This window comes from Brevibacterium renqingii, from assembly GCF_017808105.1.
Classification (GTDB): Bacteria; Actinomycetota; Actinomycetes; order Actinomycetales; family Brevibacteriaceae; genus Brevibacterium; species Brevibacterium renqingii.
In genome coordinates this window covers 88,787-109,117 of record NZ_JADBHF010000002.1, presented here as the reverse complement: position 1 = coordinate 109,117, position 20,331 = coordinate 88,787, and the positions used below count along the sequence as shown (strand labels likewise).

Sequence of the window (20,331 nt, the reverse complement as noted above, 5' to 3'; positions counted from 1 at the left end):
ACGCCGCTGACCGGCTGGCCCGCCTGTCGCGCAGTCATGCGTCCGCGCAGGGGCGGGTCAGCCTCGGCGGCGGGACTCGACGATGTCGGCGGGGCCGAGCTTCTCCAGCGCTGCCACGGCCAGCAGCACGATGACGACGAGGAAGATGAGCACGACCGCGACAGCATAGCTGTGACCGGTCCGGGCCACCTCCTGCCAGAGGCTGCCGTACGGAACCGAGCTGTCGGGTTCCGATTCGTAGTAGGCGAAGAACGTCAGAGCGAAGGTCACGATGCTCAAAGGTGCGTAGAAGCGGGCGCAGGCAGCACCGAGGCGCTGCTTCCACGCGTCGATCTCGGCGCCCTGACCTGTGGTGATCGCCTTCGGAGTCGTCATCGGATCCTCTCTCACGTGTCCGGTTCTTCGGATACCATCGTCCGGACCCGGCGGTGAGAGGGCAACGGTCGACGAGACTCATGTCGATGCCCGCGAAACCCGGCTCTCGCCTCGAGACTGGTCGTTCTCGTCGGTTTCGGGCGGCGAGTCCGGACCAGGAGGGACCGGCGGACGTGCCGCATTCCGTTCGGAGTCGCGGGCGAAGGCGAGGACGATGCCGACGCCGGTCAGCGTGGCGACCAGCGACGAGCCGCCGTAGGACACGAGCGGCAGCGGCACCCCGATGACCGGCAGCAGGGTCGTCACCACTCCCATGTTGATGAGTGCCTGCCCGACGATCCAGGCGAGGACGGTCGCGCCCAGGATCTTCGTCCGGCGGTTCCGGCTCATCAGTGAGGCACGGATGAGCCCGACGGCGATGAGACCGAACAGGGCCACGACTGCCAGTGTACCGATGAGGCCGATCTCCTCGCCGACGATCGCGAAGATGTAGTCGTTGTGGGCCTCTGCCAGCCAGAACCACTTCTCGCGGCTGGCCCCGAGACCGACTCCCGTCCATCCGCCGGAGGCGAGGGCGAACAGGCCGTGGTTGGACTGCCAGTGCTGGCCGAGTGCCTCGGCCTCGCTCTGGGAGTCACCGGCGAACATCGCCCGCACCCGCGCCATCCGATACGGGCTCGAGACCACCAGCAGTGTGACGCCCACGGAGATGACGCCGAAGGCGATGACGAAGTACCGCTTCGGCACCCCGGACACGAACAGAGCCGCCAGCCCCATGAGCATGAGCACCAGAGTCGTGCCGAGGTCGCCTCCGATGAGGATGAGCCCGGCTGCGACGATGACGGGACTGAGAGTGAGCAGGAGCGTTCGGGGACGGTAGCGCTGGGAGGTCAGACGCGTGAGAGCCACGGCGAACCAGACCGCCAGGATGGGTTTGAACAGCTCCGACGGCTGCGCCTGCAGGCCTCCGATCCGCAGCCAATTCGTGCTTCCGTTGACCGTGGTCCCCAACCCCGGCACCAGCGGGAGAGTGAGCAGCAGCAGACCGGCGCCCATCAGCGGCCACGCACACCGCTCCCAGACCCGGACGGGGGTGAGTCCGGCGAGGACCATCATCGTCAATCCGGCCACGGCGAAGACCGCCTGCCGCGCGAACACGGAGAAGGAGGAGGCCCTGGACCCGTCATACGAAGTGATCGACGTCGCCGAGAGCACCATGAGCAGTCCGAGGCCGACCAGGCACAGGCAGGCCGCGACCAGCATCGTCGTTCCCGGCAGCAGGCGCGGAGGTCGCCAGAGCATCCCGCGCAGGAAGCGCGTCTTCATCGTCGACTCGGTGTGTGCCGAGCCCATGCTGCTTTCCCGACCGACCATGAATCCTCACTGATCTCGTCCCGCTGTGACCGACCACCATTTCAGGAGTCCGCCAAAGCTGCAAGTCCAGCTGTAGTCAGGTTTCGGCCGGACCGTGCAGAGGCGTGGGACGTACGATGGAGACGTGAGCACTGCAACGAACGTGACCGACTCCGCCGACGACGACCGGGACGATGTCCTCCTGGGCACCGGGCGGTCCGCCGCCGTCATCATCGCCTCCACCTCGGCAGCCAGGGGAGAGGCGGCCGACACGACGGGGCCGATCCTCGTCGACTGGCTGCGCGCTCGCGGCTATGAGACCCCGGATGCCACGGTCGTCCGCGACGGCGAACCCGTCGGCGAGGCGCTGCGCGAACTGCTCATCGACACCGCCGCGGACGCACGTCCCCGGGTCATCGTCACCAGCGGCGGAACCGGGCTCGCCCCCGATGACCGCACCCCGGAATTCACCGCCGAACTGCTCGAGCGGCAATCCCCGGGCCTGATCTACGCCATGTGGCGCAAGGGGCTGGAATCGACCGCCTCGGCGGTGATGAGTCGCGGAGTCGCCGGCGTGCGCGGACGCAGCTTCGTCATCAACTTCCCCGGCTCGAAAGGCGGGGTCAAGGACGGGATCACGGTCATCGACGAACTCCTCGAACACATCCAGACCTCCGTCGAGGACACCACCGATCACGGTCCCCGCGTCTGAGGCATGTGCTAGGAAGGAAGCATGACTGCCCTGCCGGATTGGAACCCGCGGGGACCGCGGGTCCGACGCGATCCCATTGCCGCCTATGACGAGATGCGTTCCCAGTGCCCGGTCGCACGGGGCCCGAGCGGAGCGTGGACGCTGTTCACCCACGCCGACGTCACGGCCGCGGCAGTCGACCACCAGACGTACTCGAACGCGGTGTCCGCTCATCTGCAGGTGCCCAACGGACTCGACGAGGCGGTCCATACCGCGTTCCGCTCGGTCGTCGACCGCTATTTCACCCGTGAGCGGATGAGGGCACTCGAACCGGCGATGGAGCGCGTCGCCGCCGACCTCGTCTCCCGGCTCGAGATGCCGGGTGTGATCGACGCCGTCGCGATCGGCTCCCGCTTCGCCGTGCGAGCGCAGAGCATGTGGCTCGGCTGGCCGGCAGCGCTCGAAGAGGAACTGCTGGAGTGGATCGGGGACAACCACGCCGCCACCCGGTCCCGGGACCGGACGCGCACGGCCGCAGTCGCCCAGCGGTTCGACGAGATCATCCGCAGCCTGACCGACTCCCGCCGGAAAGCCGGCGATGCCGCACCCGATGACGTCACCACCGAGCTCGTTCGGGACCGAGTCGACGGCAGACCGCTGACCGATGAAGAGATCGTGTCGATCCTGCGCAACTGGACCGGGGGCGACCTCGGCTCGATCGCACTGTGCACCGGCGTCATCCTCAACTACCTCGCCGAGCACTCGCACGTGCAGGACCGGCTGCGCTCCGGCATCTCGACCCGCGAATTCGATGCGATCCTCGACGAGATCCTGCGCATCGACGATCCCTTCGTGAGCAACCGGCGCGTCGTCACCGACACCGTGACGGTCGGAGATCGGACGCTGCAGGCCGGAGACCGGGTCATCCTCAACTGGACGGCGGCCAACCGGGACCCGCGCATCTTCGGCGACTCCGAACAGTTCGAGCCCGAGACCAACGCCCCGTACAATCTCGTCTACGGCATCGGCAAGCACGTGTGTCCGGGCAGGCCGCTGGCCACGCTCGAGCTGCGCGCGCTGACCCGCGCCGTCCTCGAGAACACCTCGCGGATCGAGTCCGATCCTGAACGACCGCCGCAGAGGGCCCGGCCGCCCGTCGGAGGGTTCGCCACCGCTGCGATCCGCCTCGTCTGACAACCTTCGGAAAGAGCGTGGGACAATGTGAGTGGCAGGCTCGCGGCCAGAAGGAGGCACGGGCTGTGAGTACCCCGGAAGTCGCCGGTCCCGACGACGGATGAAGGATGTGAACAATGCAGATGCGCAAGGCGGTTCGCGCCAGAGTCCACAAGTTCGACGCCACCGGCGAGACCTCGGCCGGCCCCGACTCCCTGGCTGGGGAGGAACCGCTGGAGATGCAGCTGGACGGTCAACAGTACACCGTGACCATGCGCACCCCCGGCAACGATGTTGAGCTCATCGCCGGGTACCTGCTCTCCGAGGCGGTCGTGACCGCCATGGACGACATCGAGGAGATCAACTTCTCCGCCGGCATCGCCCCGGACGGGACCCGGAACTACAATGTCGCTCGCGTGCGCCTGCGTCCCGGCGTGTGGAGCCCCGAGTCGGCACCGCCCCGGAACGTCTACACCTCATCCTCGTGCGGGATCTGCGGCACCGCTGCCGCCGATGCGGTGACGAAGACCTCGGCGTTCCCGCTCATCCCCGCCTCCTGCCATCTCGAGGACGACGAGGAATACGAGTTCCCCCAGCTGATCTCCGCCGCCCGCATCGGGCAGCTGCCCGACCGGCTGCGTCAGACGCAGGAGATCTTCGACAAGACCGGGGGAGTCCATGCCGCTGCACTCTTCGCCGTCGGCGAGGACCCGGGTGCTGAACCCGAGCTCCTCATCGCACGCGAGGACGTGGGCCGGCACAACGCCGTGGACAAAGTCATCGGGTGGGCCATGACGAACCATGAAAAGGGTCTGCCGCTGCGGTCGACGGTGCTGCAGGTCTCGGCCCGCGCATCGTTCGAACTCGTGCAGAAGTGTGCGATGGCCGGCATCCCGATGATGTCGGCGGTCAGCGCACCCTCGGCGATGGCCGTCGATTACGGTCGGGGCGTGGGTGTGACCGTCATCGGCTTCAACCGCAAGGGACGGTTCAACGCGTACTCGTACCCCGAGCGCGTCGCCTGACCCGGCCCGCCGATGTGCGGGGCTCGAGCGCGGACGGCTGTGCACAAGACCGGCCGTGCACGTATGCGCACGGCCGGCCGGGTAACAGAGGTCAGTAGCGGAATGTCGCGATGACCTCGTCGGGGCGATCCTCGTCGCCCAGGGTCCGCAGGGACGCGGAGGTCCGAATGGTCGACAGGACCGCGTCATTGGCCAGCACGTAGGTGTCGGCCGACTGCCGTCGGATCCCGATCCGGGGAAGGTAGAGCGTGTCGATGCGGCCCTCCTGGCCGGCATGGGCGATCTCCGCAGGGTCAAGTGAACCCTTGCCGTTGTGGACCAGCGACATCGCTCGGTCACGTTCGACAGACTCGCGGGCGAGCTCACTGTCGTTGACCAGTCTCCACGCCGCCGAACGCAGATCCTCTGGCTGGGAGTGCTCAGGGCTGCCGGGGATGACCTGGTCGTGGATGACCGGATAGGGGCTCGCTTTGCGGAAGATCGGCAGGTATTCCGCCACCGAGGCGAGCACCAGAGGCTGCGACCGGGCGGTCCCGAGCTCGGCACCGACCGCCTTGCCCACGGCACGGATGAACTTCTCGGTGAGCATCGACTCGGTGTCCGCGGTTCCGCCCTGGCCGTAGAAGGCGGCATCACCTCCGCCGACGGCACGGAACTGCAACGACTGCTCGGGAAGATCACCGACCACCTCGTCGAAGGACTCGGGGATGGAACCGAGCGGCAGCTGTTCGATGGCATTGCGGGTAGCGTCGAAGAGGCGCACCGAATTCTTCGCCAAGGCGAGGATGTAGCACTTGCCGCTGGACTCGAGGACCGGGACCAGGGGCAGCACGTCGAAACGGCTGTCGACGACGACGGACTGTTCGACCTCGATCGGAATCCTCACCGCCGAGTGGAAGCCCGCCTCGGCGAAGATCGCCAGGCCCCGGCTCTGCTGCCTCCAGTACGAGGAGTCCGAGACGAGTTCGCGGATCGGGGACAGGATGGACTCCGTCTCGCCATTGCTCGTCCCGAGCTCATGGAAGCGTTCGGCCGCGTGGTTGATCTGGTTCTTCAGCACCGTCGCCGAGCGATCTGCTTTGGTGCCGGTGACATCGGTGGGAACGTAGAAGCTGGCTTTGGGCCCGGTCCCCACCTCACGTGAGAACAGGTCGGAGAAATCGAGCGGATCGATGATTCCCTGGGCAGTGGTAGTCATGAACAGAGGCCTCCTTGACGGTGGATCACGAATGTCCCTATCCTTTCCCGAGCCTACCTGACCCGGGCTGCAAATGGGCACGTTCGACAGGACGAGGATGCTCATCGGCCCCGATCAGCTGCAGGATCTCCTCGACCACAACGACTGCGGCCCGTCCTGTCCGCGCGCTGAGCACGCCGACCGTCCGCATCCTCCCGCCGGTTACGATGCTGAACTGAGGCGAGCGGACGAGAGGGCGTGACAGATGACCAACAGTGAGCAGAAGGCCCCGGGAGTCGGACTGCTGACGGTCCTCCTCGGCGCCGTCGCGGCCGGGCCGATCCTGCTCTACGGGCTCAGCGCCACGAGCGATTCGATCATCGCCGAGCTCGGCATCTCCGAGGCTCAGTTCGGACTGCTCGCCACCGCCTGCTTCGGCTGCGCGGCGGTCGGCAACGCCACCCTGGGCAGGCTCGCCGACCGGCATTCCGACCTGTCTCTCATGGCCTTCATCTTCGTGCTCAGCGCCCTCGCGCTGCTGCTGGTGGTCGTGCCGGCCGGATTCGGGATGCTCCTGCTTGCCGCGAGCCTCGCCGGCATCGCCCAGTCCTTCCCCAACGGGGTGACCAACCGCATCCTCCTCGAACGTGTTCCCACGGCGAAACGGATCGGCTGGGTCGGCGTCAAACAGTCCGGAGTCCAGGTCAGCCAACTGGTCGCGAGCCTGGCCTTCCCCGTACTCGCGATCGGCATCGGCTGGCGGGGCGCGGCGCTCGCCGTCGCGATCATTCCGCTGCTCCTGCTGGTCATGACCTGGCAGGCCCTGCGCACCACCCCGCTGCTTCCCATGGCGAACCCGGTCGGCGGCACCACTGCCGAGGCGGACGCCCCCGACACCAACGCCACCACCGACAGCGGCGACGCCACCGTCCCCGCCGAGGCGACCGACCGGAGCCCGACCCGGCCCGCCAGACATCCGGGTATGGTGTGGGCGCTGGCCGCCTTCGGCCTGCTCAACGGCGTCGGTGTGCAGGCGACGAACGTCTATATGCCGCTGTTCGCCGTCCGCGAGCTCGATTTCTCCCTCGTCCTCGGCGGTACCACCGCTGCGCTGGCCGGAGTCGTCGGGGTCATCGGCAGAGTGAGCTGGGCGCGGCGGATGGCCAAAGGGGCCTCGGGTCTGCACCTGCTGCTCATCCTCGCCCTCATCGCTCTGCTCGGGGCCGGACTGTTCCTCACCGCCGGCACGTTCCGGTGGTCGGTGCTGCTGTGGATCGCCGTGGCACTGCACGGCATCTCCGCGCTCGGGGTCTCCGTGGTGCTCATGTCCGCCCTGATGCGCGTGATCCCCGCCTCCTCGATGGTCTCGGCCAGCGGCATCGTCACGGCCGGCATGTTCTTCGGCTTCGCCCTCGGCCCTGTCGGCATGGGCCTGCTCGTCAGCTCAGTGGGAGGTTTCCCGCTCGGCTGGATCGCCGTCGGCATCACCTATCTGCTGTGCACGCTGCTCGCCCTCGTGCTCATTCGTGCGAACTCTCGACGCAGGCAGTGACGCCAGTCGGTGAAGACCGCCCTGTCCTGAACGCAGCCGGTGAAGACCGCCAGCCGTCGGTGGCCGACCGCAGCCCCTACTGGGTCTCGGACTCCTCGACGACCCGGTCGGTGGCCAGCAGGGTCCGATCACCGGCCCTGACGGTGCCCAGGCCCTCGGCGGTGAAGACATCGGGGATGGCCACGACGCCGGATCCGTCGGCACGGTAGCCGCGGGCCAGGCTGCCCGTGGTCGCATTGTGGACACGCAGCTTCCCACCCTCGCGCAGGTAGAGCAGACCGCCGGCGGCTGCCTCGAGGTGCACGGATTCGGCGACCGAGACTGGCAGTTCGTGTTTGCCGAGATCGTCGATCACGGTCAGCCCGTTCTTCCCCAGCGTGACCACGGACTGCGTGTTCGCGTCCCGAGCGACTCCGCGCGCGTCATCGTCGAGGAGGTCGCCGGAGTCGCGGTCGAACACGGGTCCGGTGCCATTGCCCGCATCGAGATGGATGAAACCCTCAGCGGTGGCAGCACCCGGGAACGGTCTGAGGTCCGCGGCGTCCCAGCCGTTGTCGGCCAGGGAGTGCTCCCACACGGTCGTGCCGTCTTCGCTGGCCACCAGTCGGTCGTCGACGATATCGAGGAACAGGCCCTGATACTCGCCGAGGTGACGCTTGCCGTCCGCGTCCTCATCCCTCGGCTCCCCGGTAGTCGGGTCGAGGGCGAGGGACTCGTCGGCGGGCGCATCCTCGGCGGCGAAGATCGTGCCCGGTCCCCGCAGCGGACCCGGCACCTTGACCGGGCCCCAGGCCTTCTTCCCCGTGCTCAGCTCATAGGCGGTGGCGGTGACGTCGGCCTCGCAGTCATTGCTCGACGAGGAGTCGGTGAGCACGGCCAGCGGAGTCGACTCGGGTGTGGTGACCGTGAAGCCGGTGCATCCGCTGGGGCGTGCGGCCTGCCAGCGGCTGACGCCTTTCGTGTCGACGGCGGAGAAGGTCAGCGAATCCTCCCCCGAGCGAGCGGAGAGGAAGACGGAGCCTGCGGATCGGACCGGCAGGTCCCAGCCGGGTTCGACGAGTTCGAGCGGTTCGACGATGAGCGGAAGCTGCAGGTCCGAGGTCTTCGCGGCCTTCAGCTCGGTGTCGACCTGCTCGGGTGAGCGGTCGAAGTCGTCGGGAGCCCCACCTCCCGAACACCCGAGCAGGGTGAGAGTGAGAGCGGCGGCCCCGGCCAGGGCGGCAGTGAGTCTGCTGCGGTGCATCGTCTCAGTGCCTCGCCTTCGACCGACGCGGTTCATCCCGGACATCCTCGGCGCTCTTGCGTGCCCGACGGCGTTCGTGGAGGTACCACCAGAGGAGGGCGAGTGCCGCGAGCACGCAGATGACGATGATGTCGACGGTGGTCGAGGACCAGGAGCCCACCCACTCCTGCATTCGGGCGAGAGAGCTCGTCGAGACGAGTGACGGTGCCGAGACGAGGCCGTTCGTGGTCCAGAAGAGGACGCCGATGGCGATGAGCAGCAGCCCCGTGACCATGGATACGACCGGCAGCTGCCGACCGAACAGAGTGACCGAGCCCCCGCGCAGAACGGACCTGGCTCGCTTGCCCAGGCGGGACCAGAGGGCGGCGATGGCGAACAGGGGCACCACCATGCCCGCGCCGTAGATCGCGAGCATGATCCCACCGAGGACGATGCTGCCCTTGGCCGCGGCCAGAGTGAGCACAGCGCCGAGGATGGGGCCGGCGCAGACTCCGGCGATTCCGCTCGTGGCTCCCAGGAGGAAGGTCTTCGTCCAGCCCGTCGCCGTCGCGGAACGGGTGCGGGCCGCCTCGGCGCCGGGCAGATACCGTGCCGGATCGAATCCGAACCCGAAGAACTGCACGACGCCGAGGACGATGAGCACGATCGAGGCGACGATGATGATCTGCGTGCGGTGAGCGGTGAACATCGCACCGAGCGTGCCGGCTCCCATCCCCAGGGGGATGAGCACGATCAGCATGCCCACGTAGAAGACGAGCCCGTGCGCGAGCAGTCGCGATCCGGAGCCGACCGTGGAGCCGAAGAAGGCCGGCAGCAGCAGGGCGGCGCAGGGGCTGAGCAGGGCCAGCACTCCGCCGAGGAAGGCGCTGAGCAAGGTGATGTCCATCAGCTCTGTCCTTTCTTGGCCTCTTCGATGGCGTCGACGAAGATCGATGTCGGTTGGGCGCCGACATAGGGTTGGCCGTTGAGGAGGAAGGTCGGGGTGGAGAAGGCGCCGAGATCCGTGCCCATCTTCTCGTTCTCGGCGACCGCCTCGGCGGTCTTCTCGGAGTTCATGTCGGAGGTGAACCGGTCGATGTCGAGGCCGATCTGCTCGGCCACCTCGGTGAGGGCTTCGGGCGTGAGCTCGTCGGGGGAGCGGGGCTCGCCGTCGGAGAAGAGGGCGTCGTGGAATTCCCAGTGCTTGTCCTGCAGCGCGGCCGCGTAGGCGGCCTTCGCGGCCTGCTTCGACGCGGAGCCGAAGACGTTGACTTCGCGCCATTCGATGCGCAGATCGCCCGAGTCCACGTAGTCGAGCATCTTCGGCAGCGTGTCCTGCGACCAGGCGGCGCAGAACGGGCACTGGTAGTCGGAGAACACGACGAGGGTCACCGGGGCATCGCTCGGACCGTCGGCGAGGGGGTCGTCGGCTCGGTCGGAACCGCTCGTGTCGACATCGGCCTGTTCGGGATCCTCGACCTCGGTGACGACGACATCGGGTTCTCCGGGCTCGTCGGAGGTCGCTGTGGAATCGGCGTCCTGGCCACGGTCGTTGAGGAGGATCATCGCTACGAGGGCGATCGCCACTGCGATGACCGCGGCGGGGATCCACCAGCGGTACTGCGGGCGCGGCGCCGCATGCTCGGCCATGCTCTCACTCCTTGTTTACTAAGATGCTTAGTAAACCATAGATCATCGTTTCCCTGAGTCGAAAACCCATCTGCTCCCGGCCTCATCCCTCGTCCGGGACGAGCAGAGGGCTGTCGGGGTCGCCGACGAGGCGCGCGCCGGATTCGGCGATATGGTGCGGAGCACCGAAGCGTCGGACATCCTCGGGCTCCGCTCGTCCTTCGACGATCTGCCCGTCGGAGGCCGCCCTCGTCTCCGTGCCGTTCGTCTCATGGCCGGTGGCGGCGCCGGTGACGACCAGGCCTGCGCCGACGGTCGAGAGCTCAGCGTCGTCGGCCAGTGGGGCGTCCCAGCGCTTCGTCCCGTCGGGATCGAAGCCGTGCAGCTGAGAATCGCTCGTGACCAGGGTGTCGCTGCCCGCATCGTAGCCGGCGGCGTCGACGCCGGTGGCGACAGCGGAGCCCGAGCGCAGGTCGATCAAGGTGCGCTGCCCGTCGCCGGCGCTGCCCAGAAGCGCATGCGAACTCCCGATCGCCTCCCACGGCGCCTCGCGGGCCTCGTCGACCGAGACTCCCAGGTCCTGCGCGTCGCGCGTCCAGAGCTGGTGGCCGTCGAGATCCTGCCCGATGAGATTCCCTTCCTCGGCGAGGACGAGATGGCTGCCCAGCAGCGTGATCACCCGCGGTGAGCCTGCTTCCTCGAGGGCCAATCTCTTTCCGGTCGTGGGGTCGAGTGCGGTGCGAGGCCCGCCCTCGCCGATGAAGTCCTGCGGCGGGCCGGCGAAGACGAGGCCGCTGCCGAGCAGGGGGCCGGGCACCTCGACAGGACCCCAGAGCTTCTTGCCGGTGGTGAGATCGAAGCCCGAGGCCGTCGTTGCCAGCGAGTCGTTCGATACCGACTCCTGGTCCATGAGGACGGCCACCGGTCCGGTCTCGGACTCGCTGACGAGGAAGCCGGAGCACACGCGCGGCCGCAGCGCCGTCCACAGGATCGTCCCCGTAGAATCGACGGCCCGGAATTCGAGGCCCGAGTCCTTCTCGTGCAGCGACAGGAACACGCCGTCGGCCTCTTGGGCCGCCGTGTCCCAGCCGGGATCGACGATGCCGGTTCCATCGGTCCCGGCGGCAGCGGGGTCGTGCGTCGCGGCAGGGTCGAGTGTCTCGGCTGGTGAGTGCACGGGTCTGGGGTCGGACGATCCGCTGTCCGCGTCAAGGCCCGTGCAGGCGGTCAGTGAGGCCAGGGTGAGCAGGCAGGCGGGCAGGATCATCGCGCCGGCTGCGGGGTGCCGCACGCCTCAGCCCTCGGCTCGGGCGAGCGCCTCGTCGACCGCGTCGGTGAATTCCTGCGTGGGCTGGGCGCCGAGCAGCGGCTTTCCTCCGATGACGAAGGCCGGTGTGCTCGAGACGCCGATCGACTGCCCTTCGGCGGCGACGGCGTCGAACTCCTCATGGGCTTCGACCGAATTCATATCCTGTTTGAACTGCAGGGGATCGAGACCGAGATCCTCGCCGAGGCTGACGAGCGAATCATCGTCGAGCTGCGATTTCGGGCGGTGTTCGCCGCCTTCGAACAGGGCGTTGTGATACTCCCAGTACTCATCCTGTTTGCCGGCGGCGAACACGGCGCGCGCGGCCCGCTCGGACTCCTCGCCGAACACTGCGAGGTCGCGCATCTCGATCCGCAGCTCGCCGGAGTCGACGTACTCCATCATCGCCGGCAGGGTGTCCTCGTTCCATGCGGCGCAGTAGGGGCACTGGTAGTCCGAGTACATGACGAGGGTGACCGGAGCGTCGACGTCGCCGATCGCGCTCATCTCCTCGGAGTCTCTGTGTTCGACGAACGACAGGTCGACGTCGTCCCCGGAGGAGTCGGTCTGCGAACTCGAGCTCTGCCCCTGGGCGTCGGCGTCGGAGCCGCCTTGGTTGGCGATGACGATGCCGATGAGCACGGTCGCGAGGATGATGACTGCGACTGGGATGAGCCAGAACATGGGGCCGCGTTCGGTGCGGAGCACACATACCTCCGGAGGATGGGGCGGTCGGTGTCATGGTCGGGTCTAAGACGACCACATCTACTATCCTGCATAGTATACTAACGATCATAGTAGACTCATATTCACCACGATCTTCCGGATCCGCGACGTCTTCCAGAAGGGAATCCATGTTCGTCGACGCGCTCAGAGACGCCTGCCGGGGCCTCCTGCTCTGGGATCGCAGGCGCATCGGTGTAGCGGCGGCCGCAGCCGCGGGGTCTGCCGTGGTCATCGGGCTTGCGACGGTGCTCATCCCCAATGCGCTCTTCTCCCGCGACATCCCGCCCATGTGGTGGGACTACCCGGTGTGGATCCTCACGGCGCTGCTGCTCGGAATGCTCATCGCCAGCTATGTGCGCGACCCGAACTCCGCCTCGGAGGAAGGGGTGCGCGGCCCGGAGACCGCCTTGGAGGAAGAGGCGAGCGGCCCGGACTCCGCGTCGGGGGAAGGAGCCCGCGGCCCGGAGACCGCCTCCGAGGGGCGGTCGGGTGTGCTCGGCGGTGTGGGCGGAATGCTCGGGTGGTTCGCCGTCGGATGCCCGGTGTGCAACAAGATCGCGCTGCTCGCCCTGGGCTACACTGGCGCCTTGACCTACTTCGCGCCGCTCCAGCCCCTCCTGGCCGCAGCTTCGGTCATCCTCCTGCTGGCGGCCGTGATCATCCGTCTCAAGGGCCAGTATTCGTGCCCGCTTGCCTCGCGCGAAAGGAGCGCCCGCTCATGACTCACAGCGACGACCGGGGTGCGAACTCCTCGCCGGTCCGCCTCGGCGCCCTCGAGAAGCAGGTGATGGGACTGCTGTGGGACCACGAACCGCTCACGGTTCGGCAGATCATCGAGCTCTCGGAGGCCGAACCCGCCTACACCACCATCGCCACCGTGCTGACCAACCTCGAGCGCAAGGGGCTCGTCAGGCGTGAGCGCGTCGGCCGCTCGGTCCTCCACGCTCCGGTCGTCAGCCGTGAGCAGCACACGGCACGCACGATGCAGGCGGCCCTGGTCGACGGCGGAGACCGGGCGGCCTCGATCCTCCACTTCGTAGAGGGCATCGATGCCGCCGACATCCAGCTGCTGCGCGACTACCTCGATGCGAAGGATGTCGCCGAATGAGCCTGCTGATCGGCGGCATCTGCGCCTTCGTCCTCGCCTTCGTTCTCGCCTGGGCCGGTCCGGCCCTCGTCCGTGCGGCCGCGCCGGTGCTCATGCGGGTGCCGCGCCTGGCGGTGTTCGCGCTCCTGTCCCTGCCCCTGCTGTCCTGGGCTGTGGTGTCCGCGCTCAGCCTCATGGCGGCTTGGCTGCTCAAAGGCCCCGATGTGCTGCCGATGCCCATCGGCGACGTATGCCAGCGCTGCCTCATCGCGGCGAACCCCTTCGGCGGTGCTCAGGTCGACACGCTCGTCCCCGTCATTCTCTTCCTCCTCCTGCCTCCGGCCGTTACCCTCGGATTCCTCATCCGCGCAGGTCTTCAGGCCAGGCGACGGCACCGCGAGAACGCGGAGACGGCTCGCCTCCTCGCTCGGGAGGCCGTGGGCGTCGAGGTGGCCGGACAGACCGTCAAGACCGTGACCGGGCACCGGCATCTGGCGTTCTCCCTGCCCCGCAGGTACGGGGGAGTGGTTCTGTCTGCAGATCTGTGTGCGGCCCTGGAACCCCGCGAGCTGAGGGCGGTGCTCGAACACGAGAGGGCCCATGTCGATCAGGGCCACCACGCGATCATGGCCCTGGTGGAGGCCTTCGTGCGGCCGCTGCGATTCATTCCGCTCTTCGCCGAGGTCGCCGCCTCGGTTCCGCTCTACCTCGAGATCGCGGCCGACGATCGTGCACGGAAGGTCGCGGGGACTCCCGCGCTTGCCGGCGCCCTGCTCAAGATCGGGCCGCAGGTGGGAGGCGACAGCCACCTCGGCGGGTCGTATGCGCTGAATATCGCCGGCCCCGACCGGGTCCGGCAGCTCGTCGCCCCCGTGAGGATGTCCCCGGGGCTGCTGCCCACAGCGGCTCTGAGCAGTGCGCTGGCCGCCTTCGGCGTCCTCTTCTCCTCGGTCATCGCCACCTATGCCGGCGTCCTGCTCGCAGGCTGCACTCTGCCCTGAGCGTGAGGGGTTCGCTGGGTGCGGCCGAAGTGGGGGCTGGAGCGGTCAGGCCGCTGTTGGTCTCGCCTGCCTGCGGGCCATGATCGCCATGATGATGAGGAACGCGCCGAAGACGATCGTGTAGATGCCGATGATCCACACGAGCGCCATGAGGGCGGCTGCCGGCGAGCTGAAGAGGACGACGGCCATGATGATCGCGAAGATGACGTCGATGGCGCCGAGGAGCTTCGACCAGCCCTTGAACGAGGCGGATGCGAGGCTGAAGATGCCGCGTATCAGCATGCCGATGGCCATCATCCACAGAATGAAGACACCGGAGATGAGTGCGAACGACACGGGGGCGATGGCGATGATGAGGCCGGCGAGGATGTAGGCGATGCCGGCGGCGAGCTCCCAGCCCCACGAGAGGCCGTTCTTTCGGGCCGAATTCGCATTCATGACGGTGAGGACGCCGTCGACGACGAGCCAGGCGCCGATGAGGATCCCGGCAGCCGCAGCCATGGCCGCAGGAGCCGCGAGCAGCAGGATGCCGAGGAGGATGGCGAGGATGCCGCGGACGATGACGACCCAGAACACGCCCTTGCCCACCGTGTGCAGGAGCGACTGGGCTTGGTTGAGAGGGTCAGGGGCGCCCGCGGCGGATCGTGGGTTGTTGGGGTCGAACGGGGATGACATCAGAACTCCTGAGAACGGAAGATGACCTTGTCTCCAGTCTACGACCGCCGCAGACGTTCCGGGCAGGCGGGTGCATAATAGAACGTATGAACGAATATGAGGCTCCGGACTGGCTTGTGCGGTATCGGGATTTCAAAGCTCTGTGTGCAGTTGTCTGCGGTGAGTACATCCGCTTCCATCTCACCACCGGCTGCGATCAGATCCGCTATACGCATTCGCAGATCACCGAGGGTCTGCCGACCTATTCGTGCCGTCTCGATGCCGAGGACGGCGAAGTGCTCGTGCTCGTACTTCAGCAATGGAGGCACCGGATGGACGAGGTGCCCGGGCTGGTGCGCGACTGGCTCGGGGAACATTCGGACCTGCGTGGCTGCAAGCCCGAGAAATCCCACTATCAGGGAGACCGCTACTGGTTCGCCCGCTGGCAGGAGGCCAACCCCTGGTGACTGAGGTGGCTCTGCCCTCGGCAGGAAGAGGGGTTACGGGACCGGGCGGCGCCTGCTAGCGTAGCGGGACCCGATGGCTCTTGAACGCTCACCCGATGAGGAGGCTTGTCATGGAGGCTGAGACAGTGCCGCCGATGGTGAAGACCTTCCGGGATGACATCGGCGTGCTCAATGCACTGAACAAGCTGGGGTCGAAAGGCGTGCCGAAGGAATCCCTGCATCTGTTCGCCCACGATGAGGAGTGCACCGACTGCCTCGTCGGGGACGATGTCAGCATCGACCTCGGCAACATCGACGACCTCGTCGCCGAGCGGTACAACGAAAGTGGAGACGAGCTGCGTGAGATCTTCCGAGGCTTCGGATTCAGTGCCGAGGAAGCCGATGAACTCGAGGCGAAGCTCCACGACGGGATGATCCTGCTCCTCATCGACGAGCCGTCCGGATTGTAGACGAACCGCACAGAGACGAGCCGCGCGGATTGTAGAGGCTGCGAGCCATCTGCGGAAGGGGCTGTTCGCGGCTGCAGCGCTTTGGAACCGTTGTGCTCGCCGGCGGCTGGTCCTCCGACCTTGCCGGCCCTGACGGATACCTGGAAGGAGACAGATGGATCTCAACATCCGCGATCGCAAAGCCCTGGTCACTGGAGCGAGCTCGGGCATCGGCCTGGCGACGGCGCGCCAACTGCTCGCGGAGGGCGCCGTCGTCGTGATGACCGGGCTCGAACCCGACGAGCTCAAAGCGGCCGTCGACGAACTCGCCGAATACAAGGAGCGGATCTACGCTCACGACGCCGACATCGCAGATGAGGGGTCCGTCGACGACCTCGCCGCCGCGGTCGCCGCCGAGGTCGGCGACCTCGACATCCTCGTCAACGTCGCCGGCATCCACGGTGCCGGAGGACTGTTCCACGAGATCAGTCAGGAGGGCTGGGACCGGACCATCGACGTCGACCTCATGGGACCGGTCCGGGTCACTCGCGCGTTCCTTCCCGGGCTTCGCCGAGGTGGCTGGGGCCGTATCGTGTTCGTATCCTCCGAAGACGCGGTGCAGCCCTATGAAGAGGAGCTGCCGTACTGTGCGGCCAAAGCAGGCATGCTCTCCATGGCCAAGGGACTCTCGCGCACCTATGCTTCCGAAGGGCTGCTGGTCAACACCGTCTCTCCTGCCTTCATCGCCACCCCGATGACCGACGAGATGATGAATGAGCGAGTGCAGCGGAAGGGAACGAGCTTCGACGAGGCGATCGCTTCGTTCCTGCGCGAGGAACGTCCGTTCATGGAACTCGGGCGCCGCGGTCGGCCGGAGGAGGTGGCCCGAGTCATCGCCTTTCTGTGCTCGGACGCCGCCAGCTTCGTCAACGGATCGAATTATCGCGTCGACGCCGGATCCGTCGCAACGATCTAGGACGCTCGACCGTCCCGACACCTGACCGCACACTCCAGAGAAGAGAAGAGGAGCATTCGACATGGACCAGTTCCGATATGTGATCATCGGCGGCGGAATGGCCGCCGCCTCCGCAGCACAGGGGATCCGGGAGATCGACGACGAGGGAACGATCGCGATCATCAGCGACGACGTCGACGAACCCTATACCCGGCCGGCGCTGAGCAAGCGCCTGTGGACCGATGAGAGCTTCGCTGAGAGTGACAACTACTTCGACACCGCCGAGGCGACCGGAGCCCGGATCAGCCTGCGCACAGAGGCCACCGAGGTCGACCTCGAAGCGAAAACCGTGATGACGACCATCGGCAGCTTCGGCTACGACAAGCTGCTGTTCGTCACCGGAGGACGTCCGAAGGGCATCGACCTCGACGAAGGCGAGCGGGTCATCTATTTCCGGGAATTCGCCGACTACCGCCGCCTGCGGGAGCTCGCTGGTCAGAACTCGAGCATCGCGGTCATCGGAGGAGGCTTCATCGGCACCGAGCTCGCCGCAGCCCTGGTGCAGAACGAGACCCGCACGACTCTGGTCTTCGACGACGAGACCCTCGGCGGCTCGATCTTCCCGCCGGACCTCGCCGAGCAGTTCCACGAGCTCTACCGCAGTCACGGGGTGACTCTCGTGCCGGGCACGAAGGCATCGGGAGGACGGACCGAAGGCGAGCGTGTGGTGCTCGACTACGACGGCGATTCCCATGAGTTCGATGCCGTCGTCGTCGGCCTCGGCATCGAACCGGCGACCCAGCTCGCCGAGGACGCCGGACTGGACACGGACGACGGGATCATCGTCGACGACTTCCTGCGCGCCTCGCAGCCGGACGTCTTCGCGGCCGGAGACGTCGCCCGCTACCCGGACAGGATCCTCGGTCGGCAGCGTGTCGAGCACGTCGACAATGCGACCAGTATGGGCACAGCGGTCGGGCGGATCATGGCCGGAGCCGACGAGTCCTACACGCACACACCGTACTTCTACACGAACGTCTTCGACTTCGGATATCAGGCGGTCGGAGTTCTCGACCCTGCCCTGCGCACCGTCGAGGACTGGCAGAAGCCGCAGACCGAAGGTGTGGTGTACTACCTCGGCGAGGACGGACGGGTCCGCGGAGTGCTCATGGTGAACATGGAGGGTCGGCTCGATGCGGCTCGGGAGGTCCTCGCCGAGGACTGGGCGCACTCACCGGGCGATCTCGTCAACAGGATCTCGTGAACAGAGCCTTCTGAACAGAGTCAGGGTCTGCTGAACAGAGTCTCTGCCTGGCCGGTGTCGAGCAGACAGGCCGGCCGAAGCGCCTACTGTGAGCGGTTCCGGAACGACGTCGGGTCGGCGGCGAACCAGTCGTGCGCCCACCCTTCGGGCGGTTGTGACAGCAGCTCTCCCGGTTGCAGCCAGTTGTAGAGTTCGGCATAGGAGCGATGTTCGGTGCGTCCGATGTTGCGCTGGAGCAAGTCCGGCGAGAGGTCGCGGGGATCATTGACCCCCATCGATGCCATGATCTCGACTGCCTGTTTCACGGTAGCTTCCTGATAGTTCTTCACGCGTATGCTCTTGTCTCCCACGTGCAGGGCTCGCTGCCGCTTGGGGTCCTGGGTGGTCACTCCGACCGGGCACAGGCCCGTATGGCAGATCTGAGCCTGGATGCATCCGACAGCCATCATCATGGCGCGCGCGGAGTTCGTGTAGTCGGCGCCCTGGATGAGGCGTTTGACCACATCGTTGCCGGCGGCGATCTTCCCACTGGCTCCGATGCGGATGCGATCACGCAGGCCTGTGCCGACGAGCGCGTTGTGGACCGTGAGCAGTCCGTCGGTCAGCGGTGTGCCCACATGGTCCTCGTACTCCAGGGGAGCGGCTCCCGAACCGCCCTCCGCGCCGTCGACGATGATGAAGTCGGGGGCGGTGCCGACCTCGAGCATGGCCTTGCAGATCGCGAGGACGTCGATGCGCGAACCCACGCACAGTTTGAAGCCGGCGGGCTTCCCTCCTGAGAGTTCGCGCATCCGCGCGATGAATTCGATGAGTTCGGTCGGGGTTGTGAAGACCTTGTGCGCTGATGGGCTCAAGCATTTCTCGCCTTCGGGGATGCCGCGGGTCCGCGCGATCTCCGCGTTGACCTTCGCCGCAGGCAGCACACCGCCGACTCCGGGTTTGGCGCCTTGGCTGAGTTTGAGGGAGACGCATTTCACCTGCTCCCTGGCGCTCTGGTCGCGGAACTGGGCAGGATCGAAGTCGCCGTCGTCGGTGCGTGCACCGAAATATCCGGTTCCGATCTCCCAGACCAGATCGCCGCCGTGCTCGAGGTGGTAGGGAGAGATCGCACCTTCGCCGGTGTCGTGGGCGAACCCGCCGAGGCGGGCACCTCGGTTCAGCGCCCGTACGGCGTTCGGTGACAAGGAGCCGAAGCTCATGGCCGAGACGTTGAGCAGCGACATGCTGTAGGGCTGCGAGCAGTCCGGGCCTCCCACTTCGACTCGAGGAGGCTGCTCCGGTTCGGGCACCGGAGCGGTGGAATGGAGGAGGTACTCGTAGCCGACGCCGTTGACGTCGCGTTCGGTACCGAAGGCCGTCTCCCCGTGGATTCCCTTCGATCGTTCGTACACGATGGAGCGGATATCGCGATCGAATGGTCGACCGTCCCAGTTCCGTTCGATGAAGTACTGCTGGAGTTCCGGCCTGAGCGACTCGAGCAGGAAGCGCAGATGTCCGACCACGGGGTAGTTGCGCAGAATCGCGTGCTTCTTCTGGACCAGGTCATGGACCGCCACTGCGATGATGGCCAGAACCACGCCGCCGAGGACCCACCACGCCCACGGTCCCACAGCGGCAGCCCATGCCATCGCCACCAAGGCGGCGAAAGTCGCTGTGATCGCCAGGAAACGTCCCATCGGATCTCCTCACCTATTCAATTGGAACTCAAGCCCTTCGGTGCGGCCTCCCGGCCCCCACCTCGAACTTACATCGTGGGGGCCTCCTGGGTCACTCTCCCGGCCAGTCGCCGGTGAGCTTTTGGAACACGCGTGCCCCGCTGCGGTCGACCGCCGCTTTGACGAGTGCGAAGAGCGCTCCCTGCAGCGCCGCGGCGAGAAGGACCTCGCTGAGTTTGAAATCCGAATTCAGCGCCTGGGGTGCGTCCTCGCTGTGCTCGGGGGAGACCCGCTTCCAGATCTGTTTGAAGACCACCCCTGCGACTGCGCCGCTGATGAGTCCGTTGAGCATGCCGATCGGCCGGTACAGGAGCTTGGCCGAAGTCGATTCCGTGTCCGAGGTGCGTTTCGCTGCAGTCATCTCTTGCCTTCCGTCGTTGCTGAGGGCAGCACGGTCTCGTGTCTGCCAGGCTTCTGCACGGTGCAGAAGTCTGCCCATGCGTGCCATAGGACACCCGAGATTACTGAGACGGCCCCGATGACAACAGGGGTACCGTGCCTGTTCGGATGCTGTTACTGTGCCCTGCTGTC

Annotated in this window: 22 protein-coding genes; 11 read left to right on the top strand and 11 right to left on the bottom strand. The window is 66.8% G+C overall.

What is annotated here, in order from left to right; genetic code table 11:
* Positions 1-57 precede the first annotated feature (57 nt).
* Together IHE57_RS03015 and ftsW are read right to left on the bottom strand one after the other, a co-directional pair.
* Positions 58-375: a hypothetical protein gene (locus IHE57_RS03015; RefSeq protein ID WP_209370714.1), complete on the bottom strand. Its 318-nt coding sequence runs from the start codon at positions 373-375 to the stop codon at positions 58-60.
* Positions 376-453: 78 nt separating this feature from the next.
* A complete protein-coding gene (ftsW, locus tag IHE57_RS03010; protein WP_209370712.1) occupies positions 454-1,749 on the bottom strand; it encodes a putative lipid II flippase FtsW in 1,296 nt (431 codons plus the stop codon).
* Between the two features lie 124 nt (positions 1,750-1,873).
* Here ftsW and IHE57_RS03005 point away from each other — a divergent pair, with 124 nt between their 5' ends.
* The 3 genes from IHE57_RS03005 to fdhD all read left to right on the top strand — a co-directional run bounded on the left by IHE57_RS03005 (position 1,874) and on the right by fdhD (position 4,617).
* On the top strand, positions 1,874-2,440 hold the full coding sequence (locus IHE57_RS03005; protein WP_366933835.1) for a MogA/MoaB family molybdenum cofactor biosynthesis protein: 567 nt from the start codon (positions 1,874-1,876) through the stop codon (positions 2,438-2,440).
* Between the two features lie 21 nt (positions 2,441-2,461).
* Positions 2,462-3,613, top strand: a complete 1,152-nt coding sequence (locus IHE57_RS03000; protein ID WP_209370710.1) for a cytochrome P450 — start codon at positions 2,462-2,464, stop codon at positions 3,611-3,613.
* A gap of 116 nt (positions 3,614-3,729) precedes the next feature.
* Complete coding sequence (fdhD, locus tag IHE57_RS02995; protein WP_209370708.1) at positions 3,730-4,617, top strand: formate dehydrogenase accessory sulfurtransferase FdhD; 888 nt, start codon at positions 3,730-3,732, stop codon at positions 4,615-4,617.
* Positions 4,618-4,708: 91 nt separating this feature from the next.
* Here fdhD and IHE57_RS02990 read toward each other — a convergent pair whose 3' ends face one another.
* A complete protein-coding gene (locus IHE57_RS02990; protein WP_209323737.1) occupies positions 4,709-5,815 on the bottom strand; it encodes a baeRF3 domain-containing protein in 1,107 nt (368 codons plus the stop codon).
* Positions 5,816-6,059: 244 nt separating this feature from the next.
* Between IHE57_RS02990 and IHE57_RS02985 the strand changes: the two genes are divergently transcribed.
* The gene (locus IHE57_RS02985) at positions 6,060-7,346 is read left to right on the top strand and encodes an MFS transporter (RefSeq protein ID WP_209370706.1); all 1,287 of its coding nucleotides are present in this window, start codon (positions 6,060-6,062) and stop codon (positions 7,344-7,346) included.
* A gap of 76 nt (positions 7,347-7,422) precedes the next feature.
* On the opposite strand, the gene IHE57_RS02980 is transcribed toward IHE57_RS02985, so the two are convergent.
* From IHE57_RS02980 to IHE57_RS02960, 5 genes are all read right to left on the bottom strand, one after another.
* Positions 7,423-8,589, bottom strand: coding sequence for a hypothetical protein (locus IHE57_RS02980; protein WP_209323735.1), 1,167 nt, complete (start codon positions 8,587-8,589; stop codon positions 7,423-7,425).
* Positions 8,590-8,593: 4 nt separating this feature from the next.
* Positions 8,594-9,475, bottom strand: a complete 882-nt coding sequence (locus IHE57_RS02975) for a cytochrome c biogenesis CcdA family protein (protein WP_209323734.1) — start codon at positions 9,473-9,475, stop codon at positions 8,594-8,596.
* Positions 9,475-10,218 (bottom strand): DsbA family protein, encoded by a 744-nt coding sequence (locus tag IHE57_RS02970; protein WP_209370704.1) that lies wholly within the window; start codon positions 10,216-10,218, stop codon positions 9,475-9,477. The genes IHE57_RS02975 and IHE57_RS02970 overlap by 1 nt, the downstream gene beginning before the upstream one ends.
* Before the next feature lie 82 nt (positions 10,219-10,300).
* On the bottom strand, positions 10,301-11,488 hold the full coding sequence (locus IHE57_RS02965) for a hypothetical protein (RefSeq protein ID WP_209370701.1): 1,188 nt from the start codon (positions 11,486-11,488) through the stop codon (positions 10,301-10,303).
* Positions 11,489-11,491: 3 nt separating this feature from the next.
* Positions 11,492-12,211 (bottom strand): DsbA family protein, encoded by a 720-nt coding sequence (locus IHE57_RS02960; protein WP_366933834.1) that lies wholly within the window; start codon positions 12,209-12,211, stop codon positions 11,492-11,494.
* A gap of 146 nt (positions 12,212-12,357) precedes the next feature.
* Between IHE57_RS02960 and IHE57_RS02955 the strand changes: the two genes are divergently transcribed.
* Genes IHE57_RS02955 through IHE57_RS02945 form a run of 3 tightly spaced genes read left to right on the top strand, consistent with a single transcriptional unit; the run spans position 12,358 to position 14,317 of the window.
* On the top strand, positions 12,358-12,951 hold the full coding sequence (locus IHE57_RS02955) for a hypothetical protein (RefSeq protein ID WP_209370699.1): 594 nt from the start codon (positions 12,358-12,360) through the stop codon (positions 12,949-12,951).
* On the top strand, positions 12,948-13,337 hold the full coding sequence (locus IHE57_RS02950; RefSeq protein ID WP_209370697.1) for a BlaI/MecI/CopY family transcriptional regulator: 390 nt from the start codon (positions 12,948-12,950) through the stop codon (positions 13,335-13,337). Before IHE57_RS02955 ends, IHE57_RS02950 begins: the two co-directional genes overlap by 4 nt.
* Complete coding sequence (locus IHE57_RS02945; RefSeq protein WP_209370695.1) at positions 13,334-14,317, top strand: M56 family metallopeptidase; 984 nt, start codon at positions 13,334-13,336, stop codon at positions 14,315-14,317. Before IHE57_RS02950 ends, IHE57_RS02945 begins: the two co-directional genes overlap by 4 nt.
* A gap of 45 nt (positions 14,318-14,362) precedes the next feature.
* On the opposite strand, the gene IHE57_RS02940 is transcribed toward IHE57_RS02945, so the two are convergent.
* Positions 14,363-14,992, bottom strand: coding sequence for a DUF308 domain-containing protein (locus tag IHE57_RS02940; protein ID WP_209370693.1), 630 nt, complete (start codon positions 14,990-14,992; stop codon positions 14,363-14,365).
* Between the two features lie 86 nt (positions 14,993-15,078).
* Here IHE57_RS02940 and IHE57_RS02935 point away from each other — a divergent pair, with 86 nt between their 5' ends.
* The 4 genes from IHE57_RS02935 (at position 15,079) to IHE57_RS02920 (ending at position 18,085) form a co-directional block, all read left to right on the top strand.
* A complete protein-coding gene (locus IHE57_RS02935; RefSeq protein WP_209370691.1) occupies positions 15,079-15,438 on the top strand; it encodes a hypothetical protein in 360 nt (119 codons plus the stop codon).
* Positions 15,439-15,548: 110 nt separating this feature from the next.
* Entirely contained in the window at positions 15,549-15,887 is a 339-nt protein-coding gene (locus IHE57_RS02930; RefSeq protein WP_209370689.1) for a general stress protein, read from the top strand.
* A gap of 154 nt (positions 15,888-16,041) precedes the next feature.
* Entirely contained in the window at positions 16,042-16,842 is an 801-nt protein-coding gene (locus tag IHE57_RS02925) for an SDR family NAD(P)-dependent oxidoreductase (protein WP_209370687.1), read from the top strand.
* Positions 16,843-16,903: 61 nt separating this feature from the next.
* The gene (locus IHE57_RS02920; RefSeq protein ID WP_209370685.1) at positions 16,904-18,085 is read left to right on the top strand and encodes an NAD(P)/FAD-dependent oxidoreductase; all 1,182 of its coding nucleotides are present in this window, start codon (positions 16,904-16,906) and stop codon (positions 18,083-18,085) included.
* 83 nt (positions 18,086-18,168) lie between these two features.
* On the opposite strand, the gene IHE57_RS02915 is transcribed toward IHE57_RS02920, so the two are convergent.
* Together IHE57_RS02915 and IHE57_RS02910 are read right to left on the bottom strand one after the other, a co-directional pair.
* Complete coding sequence (locus tag IHE57_RS02915) at positions 18,169-19,761, bottom strand: FMN-binding glutamate synthase family protein (RefSeq protein ID WP_209370683.1); 1,593 nt, start codon at positions 19,759-19,761, stop codon at positions 18,169-18,171.
* Positions 19,762-19,852: 91 nt separating this feature from the next.
* On the bottom strand, positions 19,853-20,161 hold the full coding sequence (locus tag IHE57_RS02910; protein ID WP_209323717.1) for a DUF4235 domain-containing protein: 309 nt from the start codon (positions 20,159-20,161) through the stop codon (positions 19,853-19,855).
* Between the last annotated feature and the right edge of the window lie 170 nt (positions 20,162-20,331).

Bases quoted from the DNA above. Each gene is read 5' to 3' on its own strand.
- fdhD (WP_209370708.1), top strand. From the start codon at position 3,730: ATGCAGATGCGCAAGGCGGTTCGCGCCAGAGTCCACAAGTTCGACGCC.
- IHE57_RS02940 (WP_209370693.1), bottom strand. From the start codon at position 14,992: ATGTCATCCCCGTTCGACCCCAACAACCCACGATCCGCCGCGGGCGCC.
- IHE57_RS02980 (WP_209323735.1), bottom strand. From the start codon at position 8,589: ATGCACCGCAGCAGACTCACTGCCGCCCTGGCCGGGGCCGCCGCTCTC.
- IHE57_RS02915 (WP_209370683.1), bottom strand. From the start codon at position 19,761: ATGGGACGTTTCCTGGCGATCACAGCGACTTTCGCCGCCTTGGTGGCG.
- IHE57_RS02990 (WP_209323737.1), bottom strand. From the start codon at position 5,815: ATGACTACCACTGCCCAGGGAATCATCGATCCGCTCGATTTCTCCGAC.
- IHE57_RS02920 (WP_209370685.1), top strand. From the start codon at position 16,904: ATGGACCAGTTCCGATATGTGATCATCGGCGGCGGAATGGCCGCCGCC.
- IHE57_RS02935 (WP_209370691.1), top strand. From the start codon at position 15,079: ATGAACGAATATGAGGCTCCGGACTGGCTTGTGCGGTATCGGGATTTC.
- IHE57_RS03000 (WP_209370710.1), top strand. From the start codon at position 2,462: ATGACTGCCCTGCCGGATTGGAACCCGCGGGGACCGCGGGTCCGACGC.
- IHE57_RS03015 (WP_209370714.1), bottom strand. From the start codon at position 375: ATGACGACTCCGAAGGCGATCACCACAGGTCAGGGCGCCGAGATCGAC.
- IHE57_RS02955 (WP_209370699.1), top strand. From the start codon at position 12,358: ATGTTCGTCGACGCGCTCAGAGACGCCTGCCGGGGCCTCCTGCTCTGG.
- IHE57_RS02970 (WP_209370704.1), bottom strand. From the start codon at position 10,218: ATGGCCGAGCATGCGGCGCCGCGCCCGCAGTACCGCTGGTGGATCCCC.
- IHE57_RS02975 (WP_209323734.1), bottom strand. From the start codon at position 9,475: ATGGACATCACCTTGCTCAGCGCCTTCCTCGGCGGAGTGCTGGCCCTG.
- ftsW (WP_209370712.1), bottom strand. From the start codon at position 1,749: ATGGTCGGTCGGGAAAGCAGCATGGGCTCGGCACACACCGAGTCGACG.
- IHE57_RS02910 (WP_209323717.1), bottom strand. From the start codon at position 20,161: ATGACTGCAGCGAAACGCACCTCGGACACGGAATCGACTTCGGCCAAG.
- IHE57_RS02950 (WP_209370697.1), top strand. From the start codon at position 12,948: ATGACTCACAGCGACGACCGGGGTGCGAACTCCTCGCCGGTCCGCCTC.
- IHE57_RS02945 (WP_209370695.1), top strand. From the start codon at position 13,334: ATGAGCCTGCTGATCGGCGGCATCTGCGCCTTCGTCCTCGCCTTCGTT.
- IHE57_RS02985 (WP_209370706.1), top strand. From the start codon at position 6,060: ATGACCAACAGTGAGCAGAAGGCCCCGGGAGTCGGACTGCTGACGGTC.
- IHE57_RS02925 (WP_209370687.1), top strand. From the start codon at position 16,042: ATGGATCTCAACATCCGCGATCGCAAAGCCCTGGTCACTGGAGCGAGC.
- IHE57_RS02930 (WP_209370689.1), top strand. From the start codon at position 15,549: ATGGAGGCTGAGACAGTGCCGCCGATGGTGAAGACCTTCCGGGATGAC.